This window comes from Roseovarius sp. JB2-10 (genome assembly GCF_055693585.1).
The window spans coordinates 2,082,710-2,099,372 of record NZ_CM146337.1; the positions used below are offsets into that span (position 1 = coordinate 2,082,710).

Annotated in this window: 15 protein-coding genes, 1 pseudogene and 2 riboswitches; of the genes and pseudogenes, 6 read left to right on the forward strand and 10 right to left on the reverse strand. The window is 59.3% G+C overall.

Annotation, left to right across the window (positions count from 1 at the left end):
* Positions 1-50: 50 nt before the first annotated feature.
* A riboswitch (SAM-SAH riboswitch) is annotated at positions 51-98 on the forward strand.
* Positions 99-104: 6 nt separating this feature from the next.
* The gene (metK, locus tag ACZ1HJ_RS10485; protein ID WP_472718615.1) at positions 105-1,286 is read left to right on the forward strand and encodes a methionine adenosyltransferase; all 1,182 of its coding nucleotides are present in this window, start codon (positions 105-107) and stop codon (positions 1,284-1,286) included.
* A gap of 65 nt (positions 1,287-1,351) precedes the next feature.
* On the opposite strand, the gene ACZ1HJ_RS10490 is transcribed toward metK, so the two are convergent.
* Positions 1,352-2,101, reverse strand: a complete 750-nt coding sequence (locus ACZ1HJ_RS10490) for an SDR family oxidoreductase (RefSeq protein WP_472718616.1) — start codon at positions 2,099-2,101, stop codon at positions 1,352-1,354.
* A gap of 4 nt (positions 2,102-2,105) precedes the next feature.
* The gene (locus ACZ1HJ_RS10495; RefSeq protein WP_472718617.1) at positions 2,106-3,569 is read right to left on the reverse strand and encodes an aldehyde dehydrogenase family protein; all 1,464 of its coding nucleotides are present in this window, start codon (positions 3,567-3,569) and stop codon (positions 2,106-2,108) included.
* Between the two features lie 228 nt (positions 3,570-3,797).
* Here ACZ1HJ_RS10495 and ACZ1HJ_RS10500 point away from each other — a divergent pair, with 228 nt between their 5' ends.
* From ACZ1HJ_RS10500 to trmB, 5 genes and pseudogenes are all read left to right on the forward strand, one after another.
* On the forward strand, positions 3,798-5,309 hold the full coding sequence (locus ACZ1HJ_RS10500; protein WP_472718618.1) for a fumarate hydratase: 1,512 nt from the start codon (positions 3,798-3,800) through the stop codon (positions 5,307-5,309).
* Positions 5,310-5,416: 107 nt separating this feature from the next.
* Positions 5,417-5,521, forward strand: a riboswitch (TPP riboswitch).
* A 38-nt stretch (positions 5,522-5,559) separates the two neighbouring features.
* Positions 5,560-6,540 carry a thiamine ABC transporter substrate binding subunit gene (gene thiB / locus ACZ1HJ_RS10505; protein ID WP_472718619.1) on the forward strand — a complete coding sequence of 327 codons (981 nt, stop codon included), beginning with the start codon at positions 5,560-5,562 and terminating at the stop codon, positions 6,538-6,540.
* A pseudogene (locus ACZ1HJ_RS10510) lies at positions 6,516-8,083 on the forward strand (thiamine/thiamine pyrophosphate ABC transporter permease ThiP). The gene thiB and the pseudogene ACZ1HJ_RS10510 overlap by 25 nt, the downstream one beginning before the upstream one ends.
* Positions 8,070-8,762, forward strand: coding sequence for a thiamine ABC transporter ATP-binding protein (locus ACZ1HJ_RS10515; RefSeq protein WP_472718620.1), 693 nt, complete (start codon positions 8,070-8,072; stop codon positions 8,760-8,762). Before ACZ1HJ_RS10510 ends, ACZ1HJ_RS10515 begins: the two are co-directional and overlap by 14 nt.
* 56 nt (positions 8,763-8,818) lie before the next feature.
* Positions 8,819-9,532 (forward strand): tRNA (guanine(46)-N(7))-methyltransferase TrmB, encoded by a 714-nt coding sequence (gene trmB / locus ACZ1HJ_RS10520; protein ID WP_472718621.1) that lies wholly within the window; start codon positions 8,819-8,821, stop codon positions 9,530-9,532.
* Here trmB and dtd read toward each other — a convergent pair.
* Genes dtd through ACZ1HJ_RS10560 form a run of 8 tightly spaced genes read right to left on the reverse strand, consistent with a single transcriptional unit; the run spans position 9,529 to position 16,424 of the window.
* A complete protein-coding gene (gene dtd, locus ACZ1HJ_RS10525; RefSeq protein ID WP_472718622.1) occupies positions 9,529-9,966 on the reverse strand; it encodes a D-aminoacyl-tRNA deacylase in 438 nt (145 codons plus the stop codon). The two genes, trmB and dtd, sit on opposite strands and share 4 nt — an antisense overlap.
* 18 nt (positions 9,967-9,984) lie before the next feature.
* Entirely contained in the window at positions 9,985-10,659 is a 675-nt protein-coding gene (locus tag ACZ1HJ_RS10530; RefSeq protein ID WP_472718623.1) for a nitroreductase, read from the reverse strand.
* 1 nt (position 10,660) lies between these two features.
* Positions 10,661-11,776: a TFIIB-type zinc ribbon-containing protein gene (locus tag ACZ1HJ_RS10535; RefSeq protein WP_472718624.1), complete on the reverse strand. Its 1,116-nt coding sequence runs from the start codon at positions 11,774-11,776 to the stop codon at positions 10,661-10,663.
* A gap of 5 nt (positions 11,777-11,781) precedes the next feature.
* Positions 11,782-12,207: a hypothetical protein gene (locus ACZ1HJ_RS10540; protein ID WP_472718625.1), complete on the reverse strand. Its 426-nt coding sequence runs from the start codon at positions 12,205-12,207 to the stop codon at positions 11,782-11,784.
* Between the two features lie 9 nt (positions 12,208-12,216).
* The gene (locus ACZ1HJ_RS10545) at positions 12,217-13,326 is read right to left on the reverse strand and encodes an SPFH domain-containing protein (RefSeq protein WP_472718626.1); all 1,110 of its coding nucleotides are present in this window, start codon (positions 13,324-13,326) and stop codon (positions 12,217-12,219) included.
* A 20-nt stretch (positions 13,327-13,346) separates the two neighbouring features.
* Positions 13,347-14,264, reverse strand: coding sequence for a DUF2927 domain-containing protein (locus ACZ1HJ_RS10550; protein WP_472722196.1), 918 nt, complete (start codon positions 14,262-14,264; stop codon positions 13,347-13,349).
* A 40-nt stretch (positions 14,265-14,304) separates the two neighbouring features.
* Complete coding sequence (locus ACZ1HJ_RS10555) at positions 14,305-15,504, reverse strand: toxic anion resistance protein (protein ID WP_472718627.1); 1,200 nt, start codon at positions 15,502-15,504, stop codon at positions 14,305-14,307.
* Positions 15,505-15,521: 17 nt separating this feature from the next.
* On the reverse strand, positions 15,522-16,424 hold the full coding sequence (locus ACZ1HJ_RS10560) for a 5-bromo-4-chloroindolyl phosphate hydrolysis family protein (RefSeq protein WP_472718628.1): 903 nt from the start codon (positions 16,422-16,424) through the stop codon (positions 15,522-15,524).
* Positions 16,425-16,663: the final 239 nt, after the last annotated feature.

Consider the following 16,663-nt stretch of genomic DNA (forward strand, 5'->3'; position numbering starts at 1 on the left):
AATTGCTTTATCGATTGACGCGGGCCCGGCCCGGCCTTAACCAGTGCCAAAACCCGTCACAACGGCTTCCTGGCGTGGCGGTGAACTTTAATGGAGCGCTTTTCATGGCCCGTAATAACTATGTATTCACCTCTGAATCCGTGTCAGAGGGACACCCGGACAAAGTATGCGACCGCATCTCTGATGCCGTTCTGGACGCCTTTTTGTCGGAAGAACCGCAGGCACGCGTTGCTGCGGAAACATTTGCAACAACCAATCGCGTCGTCATCGGCGGCGAAGTGGGTCTGTCAGATCAGGACAAACTCACCGATTACATGGGCCGGATCGACGAGATCGCGCGCGCCTGTATTCGCGATATCGGATACGAGCAGGACAAGTTTCATTGGAAAACCTGCGAAATTACCAATCTTCTGCACGAACAATCCGCTCATATCGCCCAAGGGGTTGATGCTGCGGACAACAAGGACGAAGGCGCCGGGGATCAGGGGATCATGTTTGGCTACGCCACGGATGAGACCACTGCCCTGATGCCCGCGCCCATCCAATACAGTCACGCCATCCTGCGGCGCCTCGCGGAAGTGCGCAAAAACGGTACTGAACCCGCGCTTGGACCGGATGCCAAAAGCCAGCTTTCGGTTGTCTATGAAAACGGCATTCCCATGGGTGTCAGCTCGCTGGTGCTGAGCACGCAGCATCTCGACGAAACACTGACCAGCGACGATATCCGCACCATTGTCGAGCCGTATATTCGGGAAGTTCTGCCGGATGGATGGCTCACTGCGGAGACGGAATGGCACGTGAACCCGACCGGTAAATTCGTCATTGGTGGCCCTGACGGGGACGCCGGTTTGACGGGGCGCAAGATCATAGTCGACACCTACGGTGGTGCGGCCCCACACGGTGGCGGTGCGTTTTCGGGCAAAGATCCCACAAAGGTTGACCGGTCTGCGGCCTATGCTGCGCGCTATCTGGCCAAGAATGTTGTGGCCTCGGGCATGGCCAAACGCTGCACCATCCAGCTGAGCTATGCGATTGGGGTTAGTAAGCCGCTGTCAATCTATGCCGATACCCATGGCACAGGTGATGTGGAACCCGCCGCGATCGAAAAAGCGATTGCGCAGTGCATGGACCTCAGCCCCCGTGGCATCCGTGAACATCTGAGCCTGAACAAACCGATCTATCAACGCACTGCGGCTTATGGCCATTTTGGTCGCGATCCGGAGGCGGATGGCGGGTTTAGCTGGGAGCAGACCAATCTGGTCGAGGCGCTCAAAAAGGCCGTCTGAAACGTTAAAAAATCAAAAGGAACGGCGCGGGTTACCGTGCCGTTTTTTTGTGGCGTGTCTGCGGATCAGATTGTGCGTCCGCCGTCGACTTCCAGCATCGTGCCAGTGATGAACTCTGCTTCGTCAGAGGCCAGATAAAGCGCTGCGTTGGCCATGTCTTCCGGCGCGCAAAGGCGCCCCAGTGGGATCGTCGGCAGGAATTTCTGCCGGTTTTCCGGCGTGTCGGGCATGCCCATGAAGGTTTCCAACAATCCCGTGGTTCCCATTACCGGTGCCAATCCGCAAACCCGAATGTTATCGGGCGCAAATTCGATGGCCAGTGTTTTGGTCATCGTGTTCACGGCACCTTTGGTGCTGTTGTACCAGCTCAGCCCGGGGCGCGGACGAAGACCGGCTGTGCTGCCAACATTGATCATCACACCATGCCCAATGTCGCGCCAATGGGGCACGATGGCGTGGGTCATGTGAAAGATGCTGTCGACATTGACCGCATAGACCTTGCGAAACATCTCGTAGTCGACGTCAAGCGCGGGCTGGTTTTTGTGGGTGCATCCGGCGTTGTTGACGACAATATCCACCTGACCAAAGGCCTTGCGTGTTTGCGCAACAGCATCGCTGACCGCTGCGGCATCAGATACATCGCAGGTCAAGGCAATTGCGGCGTCTCCGATATCTTTGGCTACGTCCCGTGCGGCTTCGGTGCTGAGGTCCAGAATGGCCACGCGGGCCCCTTCGGCTGCGAACCGTTGCGCGATGGCTTTGCCAAATCCTGACGCAGCGCCCGTCACAATTGCGGTCTTGTTTGCAAGTCTCATATCGTCATCCGTGATTGTGTACGATTGTCTTGATCTGGCTGAATTCGATCAGGGCCGCAAAACCTTTTTCCCGGCCATGCCCCGATTTTCCGGTGCCGCCAAAAGGCAATTCAACGCCACCGCCCGCACCGTAGCCGTTTATGAACACCTGGCCGCACCGCATGGCTTTGGCCACGCGCATTTGCCGGCTGCCATCGGCCGTCCACACCCCGGCGACCAACCCGTAGTCGGTGTTGTTGGCGATTTGAATGGCCTCTGCTTCGTCTTCAAAGGGGATACAAGTCAGGAAGGGACCAAAGACTTCTTCCTGGGCAAGCACATGGCCCGGATCGCAGGTGCCTACCAAAATGGGGGCCACGAAAAACCCGTCTGTCGGGGCATCGTCGGCAATTTTGCCGCGTGCCAGAATGGGCGCGTCCGTGCCCCCGGCCTGGTCGATATAGGCCTGCACCCGATCGCGTTGTCTGGCCGATATCACCGCTCCCAGATCGTGATCTGCGTCATGTGCCCCTGCGGTCAGAGTTTCAAATCGCGCGCTTAGGCGGGATATCACGTCATCCCAGATGCTGCGCTGGATCAGGGCCCGCGATCCGGCAGAGCACGTCTGACCGCCGTTTTGCACAATCGCACCGGTGAGGACAGGCAACGCCGCCTCCAGATCGGCATCCGCGAACAGGATTTGCGGGGATTTTCCGCCAAGTTCCAACGTCACGCCGATATGGTTCTTTGCCGCTTCCGACTGGATCAGGGCGCCTACATCCGGTGAGCCGGTAAAGGACAGGAAATCTATGGATTTATGTGTGCTCAGGGCCGCACCCGCGACATGCCCCAAGCCCGGTACAACATTGATGGCCCCAGCAGGAAACCCGACATCGGCGGCCAACGCGGTGATGGCCAGCGGTGTCAGGCATGCCTCTTCGGCGGGTTTGAGCACGACCGCATTGCCCATGGCCAGTGCGGGCGCAAGCGTGCGGCCAAACATCTGCGCCGGGTAGTTCCAGGGGATGATATGACCCGTGACACCATAGGGCTCCAGCAGGGTTTGCACATGATAACCCGCCATGAACGGGATGGTTTCACCGTGCACTTTATCGGCCGCGGCACCGTAATATTCGAAATACCGCGCGGCAGAAACCATATCAGCGCGCGCCTGGGTCACAGGTTTGCCCGTGTCGCGGGCCTCCAGCTGAGCCAGATCTTCGGCACTCTCCGTAATCTTCTGACCCAAGGCCATCAACAAACGCCCACGTTCGACGGCGGTCAGTTTCGACCATGGCCCCCCATCAAACGCCGCCCGAGCGGCGGCGACTGCATGGTCGATATCCTCTGCACCACCCGCCGCAATCTGGGCGAAAACCTTGCCGTCACTGGGACAGATGACGTCAATCGTGCCGTTTCCGGTCGCGGGCTGCCACGCACCATCAATGAAACAACCAGCGGCTTTCTGAAACGGGCTTACTTTGTTCATGGAACGTCTCTCTTTCACAGGCCGATACACCAGGTGCGTTGCTCTGCAGCACGCAGGGCCACGCTTTGGACTGGCAGCATGGTCCGTTTTTTCCGGATCATCAAGGCGCGGTGATCTTGATACCGTGAACCGTCGCATTGGAAATCCCGGATCACAGCGCATAGGGTTGATAGTGATCAAATATCGGTAGACAGGGCCACACATGCGCGGGCTGGGGGAGAGATCTGGATGACAGTAATTTCAGAACAGGATTTGCGCCAAAGCATCGCGGATGCCCTGCAATTCATCAGCCACTACCACCCGCCTGACTTCATCGCACATATGGCCGCGGCCCATGCACGTGAAGAAAGCCCCGCCGCGCGCAACGCCATGGGCCAGATACTCCGGAATTCGCGTATGTGTGCGTTGGGCAACCGCCCGATCTGTCAGGATACCGGCGTGGCAAATGTGTTTCTGAAGATCGGAATGGATGCCCGGATTGACAGCCGCCGCAGCGTTCAGGACATCGTCGACGATGCGGTGCGCGAAGCCTATCAGGCGGCGGATAACCCCCTCCGGGCTTCGATGGTGCATGATCCGATCTTTGATCGCCGCAACACCGGCGACAACAGCCCGGCCATGGTGCACGTCAAACTGGTCGAAGGGGACAGGATCGACATTGACGTTTCTGCCAAGGGCGGTGGGTCAGAAAACAAATCTAAATTTACGGTTCTGGACCCTGGTGAGAATGTCGCTGACTGGGTGGTCGAAACGATCCAGACCATGGGTGCCGGGTGGTGCCCGCCGGGTATCCTGGGCATCGGTGCAGGCGGCGGTGCGGAGATGGCCATGCTTTTGGCCAAAGAGGCACTGAACACGCCGTTGGACATGACGGAGCTTTTGGCACGCGGTCCCGCATCCGCCCTTGAGGACATGCGGATCGAGATTTATGACCGGGTCAATGCATTGGGTATCGGTGCGCAGGGGCTTGGCGGCATGACCTCGGTGCTGGACGTCAAAATCAAAACTGCTCCGGCACACGCGGCCTCATTGCCCGTGGGGCTGATCCCCAATTGCGCGGCCACCCGTCACGTCCATTTCACGTTGGACGGCAGTGGTCCGGCGCGGTTCACACCGCCCGATCTTGCTGCTTGGCCGGACCTGCCCGGCGACAATGACGCGGATTTGCGGCGCGTTGATCTGGATACCCTCAACGCTGATGTTGTCGCGGATTTTCAGGTGGGCGAAACACTGCTGTTGTCCGGAACGCTCTACACCGGACGTGACGCGGCCCATCGGCGCATGATCGAAACGCTGGCCAAGGGCGAAGCATTGCCCATCGATCTGCGCGACAAGGCGATTTACTATGTTGGCCCTGTCGATGCTGTGGGAGATGAGGTGATCGGCCCGGCAGGCCCGACGACGGCCACCCGCATGGATCGCTATCTGGATACGCTTTTGCCGGCCTCCGGGCTGCGCGTTATGGTGGGAAAGGCCGAGCGGGGGCCAGCGGCGACCCAAACCATTGCAGATAACGGCGCGGTCTATCTGATTGCTGTGGGCGGCGCGGCCTATCTGGTGTCTCAAGCCATTCGCGACGCGAAGGTTGTGGCGTGGCCAGATCTGGGCATGGAGGCAATCTATGAATTGCAGGTCCGAGACATGCCCGTGATGGTGGCCGTCGACACATCCGGCGCGTCGGTTCATGACGTGGGTCCCACAGCGTGGCGCGGCCGTCATCGGGCGTTCCAACTGCCATAGGGATTGCCAGCGCCGCGCCCATCGTCACCTACCGGATATCTGTGACAAACTGCGCGACCTGCCCCTGTTGATTGCGGTTGTGTTCGCGTGGAATTCGACCTAATTTCCGGATTGCCTCGGGGTGCACGATATTTGTGCTGAGATGTCATTCTGATGAACCCGTTGAACCTGAACCGGTTAGCACCGGCGGAGGGAAGGATACGACACTGATCCTCCTTTTCTGTCCCGGCGCGGCCATTTGGAGGATGATATGAAACATCTTGTATTTGCCGCAGGACTTCTGGGTGCATCTACGGCCGTGGCGGCCGATGCGCCCGTACTGACAGTCTATACCTATGACAGCTTCGTTTCCGACTGGGGTCCAGGCCCACAGGTGGAAGAGGCCTTTGAAGCGGTCTGCAATTGTGATCTCAACTTAGTGGGTGTTGAAGACGGTGCAGCGCTTCTGTCACGCGTCCGCCTGGAAGGGGAAAACTCGGACGCGGATATTGTTCTGGGCCTTGATACCAATCTGATCACCGCGGCCAAGGAAACAGGTCTTTTCGCGCCGCATTCGGTGTCGGCCGATTTCACATTGCCAGTGACATGGGATGACCCGGTATTTGTACCCTATGATTGGGGTTACTTTGCCTTTGTCCACAATGCCGACGCAACCGTGCCCAGCAACTTTCGCGATCTGGCCGCCAGTGACACCAAAATCCTGATCCAAGATCCGCGCTCATCGACCCCCGGTCTGGGTTTGCTCATGTGGGTCAAAGCGGCCTATGGCGATGAGGCCCCGGCGATTTGGACGGACCTTTCGGATAATATCGTGACGGTCACCAAAGGCTGGTCCGAAGCGTACGGACTTTTCCTCGAAGGCGAAGCAGATATGGTGCTCAGCTATACCACATCGCCCGCCTATCACCTGATAGCAGAAGAAGACGCCAGCAAAGCGGCTGCGGCCTTTGACGAAGGCCATTACATGCAGGTCGAAGTGGCGGCCAAACTTGCCAGTAGCGACCAGGGTGAGTTGGCCGACCAGTTTCTGGCCTTCATGGTCTCCGACACGTTCCAGAGCATTATCCCGACAACTAACTGGATGTATCCGGCGGTCACACCTTCGGGTGGGTTGCCAGACGGGTTCGACACGCTGGTCACGCCGGAAAAATCTCTGTTGCTCAGCGCCGATGATGCGGCTGCGGCCCGGGACGAGGCGTTGTCTGAATGGTTGGGCGCGCTCAGCCAGTGAACCCATGGCCGGGGATCGGCGCTGCGGTATGTGTTGCAGTGTTGATCCTTGGCACACTCGCCGCGGTCGCGTTCAGGGCTGAGGCGGGCTCTGCGGGCCGTCTTGGCTTCGGCCCTGCCGATCTTTCGGCATTGCGCTTTACACTGCTTCAGGCCGTTTTGTCAGCGCTGATCAGCGTTGGTCTGGCCGTCCCGGTGGCCCGCGCACTTGCCCGGCGGCGATTTGCCGGGCGCAGAGCGTTCGTCGCCGTGCTCGGGGCGCCTTTCATCCTGCCTGTGATCGTGGCTATCTTGGGCCTCCTGCAGGTGTTTGGCCGGGCGGGTTGGGTGTCTGACCTTCTCGCACTTGTCGGCTTGCCTCCGGTGCAAATCTACGGGTTGCACGGTGTTGTGTTGGCGCATGTTTTCTTCAATTTGCCGCTTGCCACGCGTTTGATCCTGCAAGGCTGGCAGGAAATTCCATCAGAACGTTTTCGCCTTGCGGCGCAAATGGGATGCACCGGTCACGCCCTGTTTCGGTTGATCGAGGGGCCGATGTTGATGCGTGTCCTGCCGGGTGCATTGGCGGTTGTTTTTGCCATTTGCCTGACCAGTTTTGCCGTCGCTTTGACCCTTGGTGGCGGTCCCCGGGCGACCACCATCGAATTGGCGATCTACCAGTCCTTCACCTATGATTTTGATCTGGGCCGCGCGGCCCTTCTTTCGGCCTTGCAATTGGTACTAACAGCCGTTGCTGCGCTGGCTGCTTTGCGCCTGTCGCGCGGCGATGGATTTGGCGGCGGATTGGATCGAGCGGTCAGGCGGTGGGATGGGGCAGGGGGCTTGGCGCGTTTCGGGGATACGCTTTGGGTCATAGTGGCGGCGCTGTTTTTGCTCTTGCCTCTAACATCTATTGTCCTGACCGGTCTTGCAGGCCTCTGGGACATGCCAGCGCAGGTTTTTCGCGCGGCGCTTGTTTCACTTCTTGTTTCTGCCGCCAGCACAGTTTTGCTGCTGGCGCTGGCGCTGCCCATGGCCGCAACCATCGCCGCAGGCCGAAAAGGCTGGGTGGAGTTGAGCGGCATATTGGGCCTTGCGGCCTCACCGCTTGTCATCGGCACAGGGCTTTTCATCATGATCCGGCCCGTGGCTGATCCGTCCGCGCTGGCCTTGCCGGTCACTGCTGTGGTCAACGCGGTCATGGCGCTCCCCTTTGCGCTGCGCATTCTTGTCCCCGCTGCCCGGCAGACGGTCGCACGCTATGGACGCCTCGCCGCATCGCTGAACATGTCAAATGGTAGCTTTTTCTGGCAGGTCCTGATCCCCAGAATGCGCCCGCAGATCGGGTTTGCCGCCGGTCTCGCGGCGGCCCTGTCCATGGGTGATCTTGGCGTGATCGCCCTCTTTGCCGACGCCGAACTGGCAACTTTACCGCTCCAGATCTATCGTTTGATGGGGGCCTACCGGATGGACGCGGCGGCGGGCGCTGCATTGCTGCTGCTGGTATTGTCGATGGGGGCTTTCTGGGTGCTGGATCGCGGGGGAAATGGCATGCTGAAGCTTGAGGATGTTGTCATAACAAATGACAATTTCGCCTTGTCCGCCAATCTGGACATCGCGTCAGGCAGCACCTTCGCCATTATCGGGCCGTCAGGTGCCGGCAAATCCACACTGCTCGAAGCCATTGCGGGGTTTCGGGATGTGTCGCGCGGACAAATCCATTGGCACGGCACGCCACTCACGGAATTGCACCCGGGCAAACGACCCGTCGCGATGCTGTTTCAGGACGGAAATCTCTTTCCGCATCTCAATGCGGCGCAGAACGTCGCTCTGGGCCTTGAGCCCAACAGGCGGCTTTCACCTGAGCAAAAAGACGCGGTTCAGGCGGCTCTTGCCCGTGTCGGGCTGGCCGACATGGGATCACGCAAGCCAGCAGCGCTCTCTGGCGGACAGCAAAGCCGCGTGGCGCTTGCCCGGGTTCTGGTGCAACGCCGGGATCTTTTGCTGTTAGACGAACCCTTCGCGGCTCTTGGTCCCGCACTCAAGGTCGAGATGCTCGATCTGGTCTCAGAGCTGGTTCGCGAAAACGGCACCACTCTGCTGATGGTCAGCCATGACCCCGAAGACGCGCGGCGCATCGCCGATCAGGCCGTGCTGGTGGCCGAAGGCATGGCACATCCGCCTATGCCCACGGGCACGTTGCTGGACAACCCGCCGCCTGCACTGCGCGATTATCTGGGCTGACAGGGTGCGCGATTGGGGATTGCAGCGGGTGGTCCAATTAGGGCATGTGACGGCCCATGAGCAGCGACAAACATCCCTCCGGCGCGCCGTGGCGTAATTTCTATGGCCGGTTCAAAGGCAAGGGCCTGCGCAAATCGCAAGAGGCCTATATGGATCAGGATCTGGCGCAGCTTTCGCCGGGTGCCGTGGGCTGGGATGAAAACCCAAACCGTGACCCCCTTGATCTGACTTCATATTTTGGCGATCGGGAAGTGTGGCTCGAAATCGGTTTTGGTGGCGGTGAACATCTGGTGCACCAGGCCGTCCAGAACCCGAAGATCGGCATCATCGGTTGCGAACCTTACATCAACGGCGTGGCGATGCTGTTGGGGAAAATCCGGGATGCGGGGGTGGGTAACCTTGCCGTTTATCCCGGGGACGTGCGCAATATGTTCGATGTGTTGCCGGATCAATCCATTGCCCGCGCGTTTCTGCTCTATCCCGATCCATGGCCCAAAAAGCGCCACCATCGCCGCCGGTTTGTGACGCCCGAGCATCTGGAGCCCTTGGCACGCGCCCTGAAACCCGGTGCCATGTTCCGGGTTGCGACGGATATCCCGGATTACGTGCGCCAGACGCTCGAGCAAGTGCCGCAGCACGGTTTTGACTGGCTGGCAGAGCGCCCGGCGGATTGGCGAACGCCGTGGTCGGACTGGATTTCAACGCGCTACGAAGAAAAGGCCCTGCGCGAAGATCGCACACCGCACTACCTGACCTTTCGTAAGCGTTAGACGTCCATCCAGATCGTCACCGGCCCGTCATTGCACAGATCCACTTTCATATCCGCGCCAAACGCCCCGGTTTCCACGGGCACGCCCTGAGCCGCCAGTTGCTGTGTGAAGTACTCGTAGAGCCTGTTGCCTTCTTCCGGGCGTGCGGCGGTCGAAAAGCCGGGGCGGTTGCCCCGTGATGTATCGGCTGCCAGCGTAAATTGACTGACCACAAGAGCGCTGCCACCACTGTCGCGCACCGACAGGTTCATCTTCCCCGCCTCATCCGTGAAAATCCGCAGCTTGGCAATCTTGGCGGCCAATTGATCGGCATGGGCTTCGGTATCGCCCTGCATCGCGCAGATCAGGATCAAAAGGCCGGGTCCGGTCTGGCCAATGATGGCCTCATCTACGGTGACACTGGCGTGTGAAACGCGTTGCAGCAATGCGCGCATTGAAGGCCTCCTTATGCGTCATCCGCGGGGGTCGTAGATCTCGGACAAGGATGCCCGTTCCGTGCGAAAACTGTTGGCGGGATGGTCCGGATCCGGATAGCCAAATGAAATGGCACACAGGATCAGTCGCGTTTCCGGCAGCCCGAAATGCGTACGGATCATATCCGGATAGGCCGCGACGGAGGCTTGGGCAATCGTGGCCACGCCATGGGCCGTCGCCGCCAGTGTGAACCCGGTGACAAAGCCCCCGCAATCCAATGCGCCATAGGGCCCCAAATCCGATTCAGAACTGATAATGGCCACATGTGGTGCTCCGAAAAGTCGATAATTTTCAACATGTTGGTTATGTCGTGCGGGGTAGTCTTCGCGTGTGATGCCCAAGGCGCCATAAAGCTGATAGCCGCAGGTGCGCCGGCGTTCACCCGTGGCGCCGGGATAGCCTTTGGGCCAGGGCAGATCAGCCGCGGGTTGGCTTGCCTCGGCATGGGTCAGCAACGCGTTGCGAAACCGGTCAGTCTCCTCTCCGCGTGTCACGGTGACCTGCCAGGGCTGTGCGTTGCACCATGACGGCACGCGTCCCGCGGCCGTGATAATGTCCTGCACCACATTTTCGGGCACGGGATCTGGCACATACCCGCGACAGCTATAACGCGTCTCAAGGATGCGGGTCAGCGCGGCCGCGTCATCCGACATTTCAAAAACTCCCCTGATTCTGGGCGATAAAATATCCCACAACCCCGGCCAGAAGCGCGCCGCAGATCACGGCAACGGCGATCTTGATGGCCGAGTAAGGACGCTCGCCCTGAACCCGCCCGGTGCGGCCATTGACCACGAAGCGATATGTCTCGCCCCGGTATTTATACGCGGCCAGCCAGACCGGCAGCAGCACATGTTTGAACGTGACATCACCGACCTGCGTCTGGATGTCGTGGATGCGTTGCCGATCTCCTCCAATGTCGAATTTCACATCGCGGGTGATCACCCGGTCCATATGCTGGCGGGCTTCGGCAAACCCCTCTTCCAATTCGACGGTGTACCCTTCGGCGCGAAACCCAGCCAGATACTCTGGCCGGTAGGGCTCCAAAGCGGCCAGATCCCACGGTTCCAGCGCATCAGTGAAGCGTTTGGGCAGGCTGCGTGTCGCCAGGATCAACACATCATCAAAAAACCGCGCCACACGGCCCGAAACGCCCCGCCAGCGCACTTTGGCCACGCGAACCTGTTGTTTTTTGCCATCGCGCATGACGGTGCGCGTTTCATGATAAACCGTGCCGCGCTCGCCCTGATAGCTCGATTTTGTATCCGCATCAAAGGTCCAGTAGGGCACGTAAATCCCCTGCATTTTCCGCCCCTTACGCGCAAATTCCTGCAAGCCGGAGGGCGCGAACCATAAATTGCCCAACCAATCGGTCATCGCAGCGCGGGCGGTGCGTTCTTCCAGCGCGAAGGGCAAGACACCGCGTGGTTTGATGTGGCGATGCGTGCCGGTATCCGTCACCACGGGCGTGGCGCAAAACGGACATTCCGTGGCGTGGGTCGCGGCATCGAACTCCACCTGTGCCGCACAGTTCGGACATTGCAGGACGCGGGTCTCTTCGATCTCCAGATCAGGCAGTTGCTGACTGAGCGCGCGGCGCAAATCCAACTCCTTGATCGGGGCATGCCACGGCGTTGCATGTTCGATCTCGGCGGTATTGCCGCAATGATCACATGTCAGATGCGCCTCACTTGGGTCAAACCGGAAATCTGCCCCGCAATTGTCGCAGGGAAACCGGTGCTCTTGCGTGGAAGAAGGCGTAATATCGTTCATGGACCCTACAGGATGTTGTGGAAACGGCGCGGCGTGATGCGGCGCAGCGCGCCATCACCCAATGCAGTATGGCGCCAGAGGTGGAAAATGGCGTGGAAGGCCATGCCTGCTGTCAGGATCAGGTGCCAGGTCTTGATCGGTGCGCCGATCGTCGTGCCGGTCACCTGGTGATAGATCGTCAGACCGGCAACCCAGGCCAGCAGGCAATACATTGCCCTGTTGGACCAGGGATGCAGCGTGCGCATCATGCCCTCAAGCTTGGGCCCGGGACCGGACATCAACCCGTCCATAAGGCCAACCAAAACCATCAAAATCCCCGCCACGCCGAAAGCCCAGAAAAACACAGGTGCCTGCGCGTCAGAGATCAGCACCATCAGAAGCACGACCAGCGTCCAGTGGGTGGCAATCGTGATCTGGCGTCTAAAGGGCATGGGCGGGCCTTACAGGTTGGTTTGGACCTTACGCATCTGGCGGGGGAGGGGCATGACGGTAAAGAGCTGCGCCAACTCCTGCACATCCTCGGCCCGCTGCCAACCGTCTTGACCAGCGGTCCAAACCAGCGTGTCACGGGTCAGTTTGCCCTTGTCGGCCATTTGGCCCAGATCAGCCTTTGAATAGGGGCCATGTGATTTGCCACCTTCGGCGATGTGCCAGATATGTTCGACCGGCGGTGGCGCGGCAGGGCGTGTGCCCCAAGGCCCCTGTTGCATCTGGGCATTTGCCATCGCCATGCCCATCCCCATACCAAGGCCGGCCCCCATGCCACCTCCGTTCGGGTTGCGGGCGGCTTCGGTCATGGCCTCGGCGGCGGAATATTCGGTAAACCGGCCCAGATCGCCTGCAATACCGGTAGAGGTCCGCTTGTCCAGCGCGGCCTCAACCGCCGCAGGCAGCGAGATGTTTTCGATATAGAGTTCGGGGATCGACAGGCCGTATTCAGCGATTGTGCCGCTGATGGCCGATGCGACCAGCTTGCCCAGATCGGCCGTGTTGGCCGCCATGTCGAGTACCGGAATGCCCGATGACGCGATCACACGGCTGAACTCCTGCACGATGATATTGCGGATCTGGTAGCTGATCTCGTCCATGGTGAATTCGCCATCGGTACCGACGATTTCGACCAAAAACTTGGCCGGGTCACTGACACGCACGGAATAGGTGCCGTAGGACCGCAGGCGGGTGGGGCCGAATTCCGGGTCGCGCAGCATGATCGGGTTCTTGGTGCCCCATTTCAGATCGTTGAAGCGGGTCGTGTTGACGAAATAAATCTCAGACTTGAACGGGCTTTTGAAGCCATGATCCCAGTGGTTCAGCGTCGTCAGGATGGGCATGTTGTTGGTCTCAAGCATGTAAAGACCGGGGGTGAAAACATCCGCAAGCTGACCTTCGTGCACGAACACAGCCGCCTGGCCTTCGCGCACGGTCAGCTTGGCACCATATTTGATCTCATGCTCTTCGCGTTCGAACCGCCAGACCATCGTATCGCGGGTGTCATCCACCCAATGGATGACGTCGATAAATTCACCGGTTAAAAAATCAAAAATACCCATATCTCAGGTCTCCTTTGTCATCAGCTTGGGCCGCCGCGCGTCGCAATCAGGCGACGCAGGATCGGGCGGGCCTCGTCCGCGGTCATGCCGGGGCGCAGCGCAGGATTGTAAAGCAAGCGCAGCAACTCCTCGTCATGGGTGGTCAAAAACGCAAATTCGTCATCGTCATTGAAGATCGATGGCCGCGCATTGGGGCTGTCATTGGCCAGACCCAAGCCTTGGGCCAGTTCTTCGTGGACGCAGGATTGGCGCATCAATTGCGGGTGTTCTGCGCGAATGAAGGCAATCGCGCGCGAATATTCATATTCCTGTTCCGAACCGGCCGTGATCACAAAACACAAGATCGACCGCGGCAAATCAGAGAAGAAGTCAAGCGAGGCCTGACTGATGCTGGGAATAATTTGCTGTGCGCGTTTGCGGGCAAATTCGTGATCATCCTCACCCATGAAAAAGACGTGAAAATTGGGCGAGCGGCTATTGGCTGAAATCGGGTGATCGGTGATCCGCGCCAGACGCGCGGCATAGTTTGCCACAACGATCCGATCGGCAGCCTGTTGTTCCTCTGAGACAGATCCGCCAAATTCGATGCCAATCCGCACCGGGCCTTTCCACTTGCGCAAACGGCCCGCAACGCCGTTGGACTTCTTCAGGCCCTGATCGCGGGCATATTCATCATAGAAAGCGATGCGTTCGAAATTGCGGGCCAACACGGTATCGGTATAGGGCGTATCGACCCCGCCACCGCCCGTGCGCAACAGGCCCTGAGCCAGAAGGTCCGCTTGCATCCGGCCATAAAACCGCGCCAATGCGACGCTTTCGGCGGAGGGTTCGGCGGGCACAGGTTTTGCGGCAATTCCAGCCGGACGCGCGCGGGGTTTGGCGGTGGGCTCCAGTGGCACCACATCGCAAGAGGCCAAGGCGATCAGCCCCAGCCCCAAGCCCGTTTTATGAAATAGCCCGCGCCAATCCACCTGCGGTTCAGGCTCCCGGTACCGCGGTACCCGCGTTGTCGCCCACACCGTCACGGCGTGATTTGGCCGCGCTGAGCGTATCGCGCAATTCCGCCTCCATCTTCTTGAGTTCCGCTTCGGCGGTGGCACGACGCGCTTTGCCTTCATCGGCGATGGCAAGGCTTTCCTCAATCGTGCCGATCAGGTCGGCATTGGCCTGTTTCACGGCTTCGATGTCAAAGACACCACGCTCCATCTCCTCGCGGATGATCTTGTTAGATTCGCGCAAGTTCTTGGCATTTGCGGTCAGAAGCTCGTTGGTCAGGTCATTGGCATCACGCACCGCGGCTGCCGCATCTGCGGATCTCTGGATCGTCACGGCCTGTGCCAGTTGTGTTTCCCACAGCGGCACCGTGTTCACGAGCGTTGAATTGATTTTCGTGACCAGCGATTTGTCATTTTCCTGCACCAGACGAATGGATGGCAGCGATTGCATGGTCACCTGCCGGGTCAGTTTCAGGTCATGCACACGGCGTTCCAGATCATCCCGTGCGGCACGCAGATCGCGCAACTCCTGCGCTTTCATCACCTGATCCTTTTCAGGCGCCTTTTCCACCTTTGCTTCGGCGGCAGGGATGTCTTTTGTATCCAGAACGCTCAGTTTTTCTTCACCGGCCGCAATGTACAGCGCCAGCTCGTCGTAGAATGTCAGCGTCTTGTCATAGAGGATATCCAGCGATTTGATGTCTTTGAGCAGCGTGTGCTCATGGCCCAGCAAATCCTCGGTGATCTTGTCGATTTGGTTTTGAACGGTTTCAAACTTCGCAGTGAATTTTGCAATTGGCGCGGCGCGGCCCAAAAGACGTTCCCACCACGTCCGTTTGCGACGCACGTCGAGTTCCGACACCGAAAAGCCGCGGATCGTGGTGACAATGCCGCGCAGGCTGTCGCCGGCCGGGCCCACATCCTTGTTACGCACGCCCTGCAGCATGGATTGCGATATCTCTTGCAGCTCGGCCTGCGCATTGGAGCCGAAAGACACGATGGATTGCGTATCTGTCATGTCAATTTCGGCCATGCGTTTCTTGATTTCCGCACCCACCGGCTTGTCCGCATCTTTCAGTGGGACGATGGCATTGGCATCTGCGGGTTCTGGCAGAATAACGGCGCTGACTTCCTGCACGGCGGCCAGCGTGGCCTCGGCTTTTTCACGAATACTCTCGGTCATGACTTCCCCTTCACTTATCAATTCTGTTGGTTGAGCTGTTGTTCAGGGCGGATGCCCTCACGCTGCAACCGGTCGCGCAGCACGTCGATCTCAATCTCAAGATCGGTTTGGTTATCGGCCAGAAGCTTTTGCGTCTTGGCCACGAAATTCTCTTCCAGATCGGTCAGCAACATCATGTAATCCGACCGCGCCCCGGCATCGCGGGACCGGGCATAGATATCAGCGAACTTGGCGGTCGCATCGCGCGCGCCCACCAGATAGATGCCCATGTACTTGCGCGCTGCGGTCAGATCGCGCGGGTCGTTTTCCACGGTGCGCAGCATGTCGCGGACGCTGGCCTGAAAGCGCTCAACACGGGACTCGGCCTGCCGGTCGCCCGCGCGTTTGATCGCATCGGACATGGCCGCCAGATGGGTTTCGGCCTTTTCAACGGCGCGCGCCACGCGGTCCGTCTGAAACTGGTCCACGCCTTCGAGGCCCTTGTCCTTCATCGGATCAAGACCAAAGGCAAAGCTGTGCAGCAGCGTGCCGATCACGCCGTAAATCACCGGTGCCACGATACCGCCACTGGCGGCAAACCCGGCGACAGCCAGACCCAGACCGGTCAGTACGGAGCCGAACATCTTGCGCGGAATGCCAGGTCGTCGCGCCACCTTGCGGGCCTCAAAGGCCTCTTGCGCCAGAACACCCTCGCGGGTCATCCACGCGGCCAAGAGCAGCAGGCCAAGTGCGGCCAAATTAAGCGCCAAGGCCACCGGGCCGTTGCCAAAAGCGGACCAGATCAGGGGCAGAGGCGCCAGAAACAGAAGATTGATGCGGCCACCAGCACGGGTACGCCGCGCGCCTTGGTAAGATCCACGGCGTGGAGTGCCCGGAGGTCCGCCATCAGGGCTGTATTTGCCACCGTAGCGCTGTGCCATGTCAGACGCCCCCCGAGATCGAAACGAAGAGGATCAGAAGCACAAGCAGGAAGAATGCAAGCTTTTGCAGCCCTGTTTCTGTCATGAAAATCCCCGGTGTCCTTTATTCAGGTGTAAATCTAGGGGATGCAGGCGCAGCATACTAGGGGGAAGATTCCCATGCGCGGCTCATTGCAGGAATGTGGTGCGAGGGTGAAAGCCAGCAAAGCAAGCTATTTGCTGCACCTGATTTTGGTCAG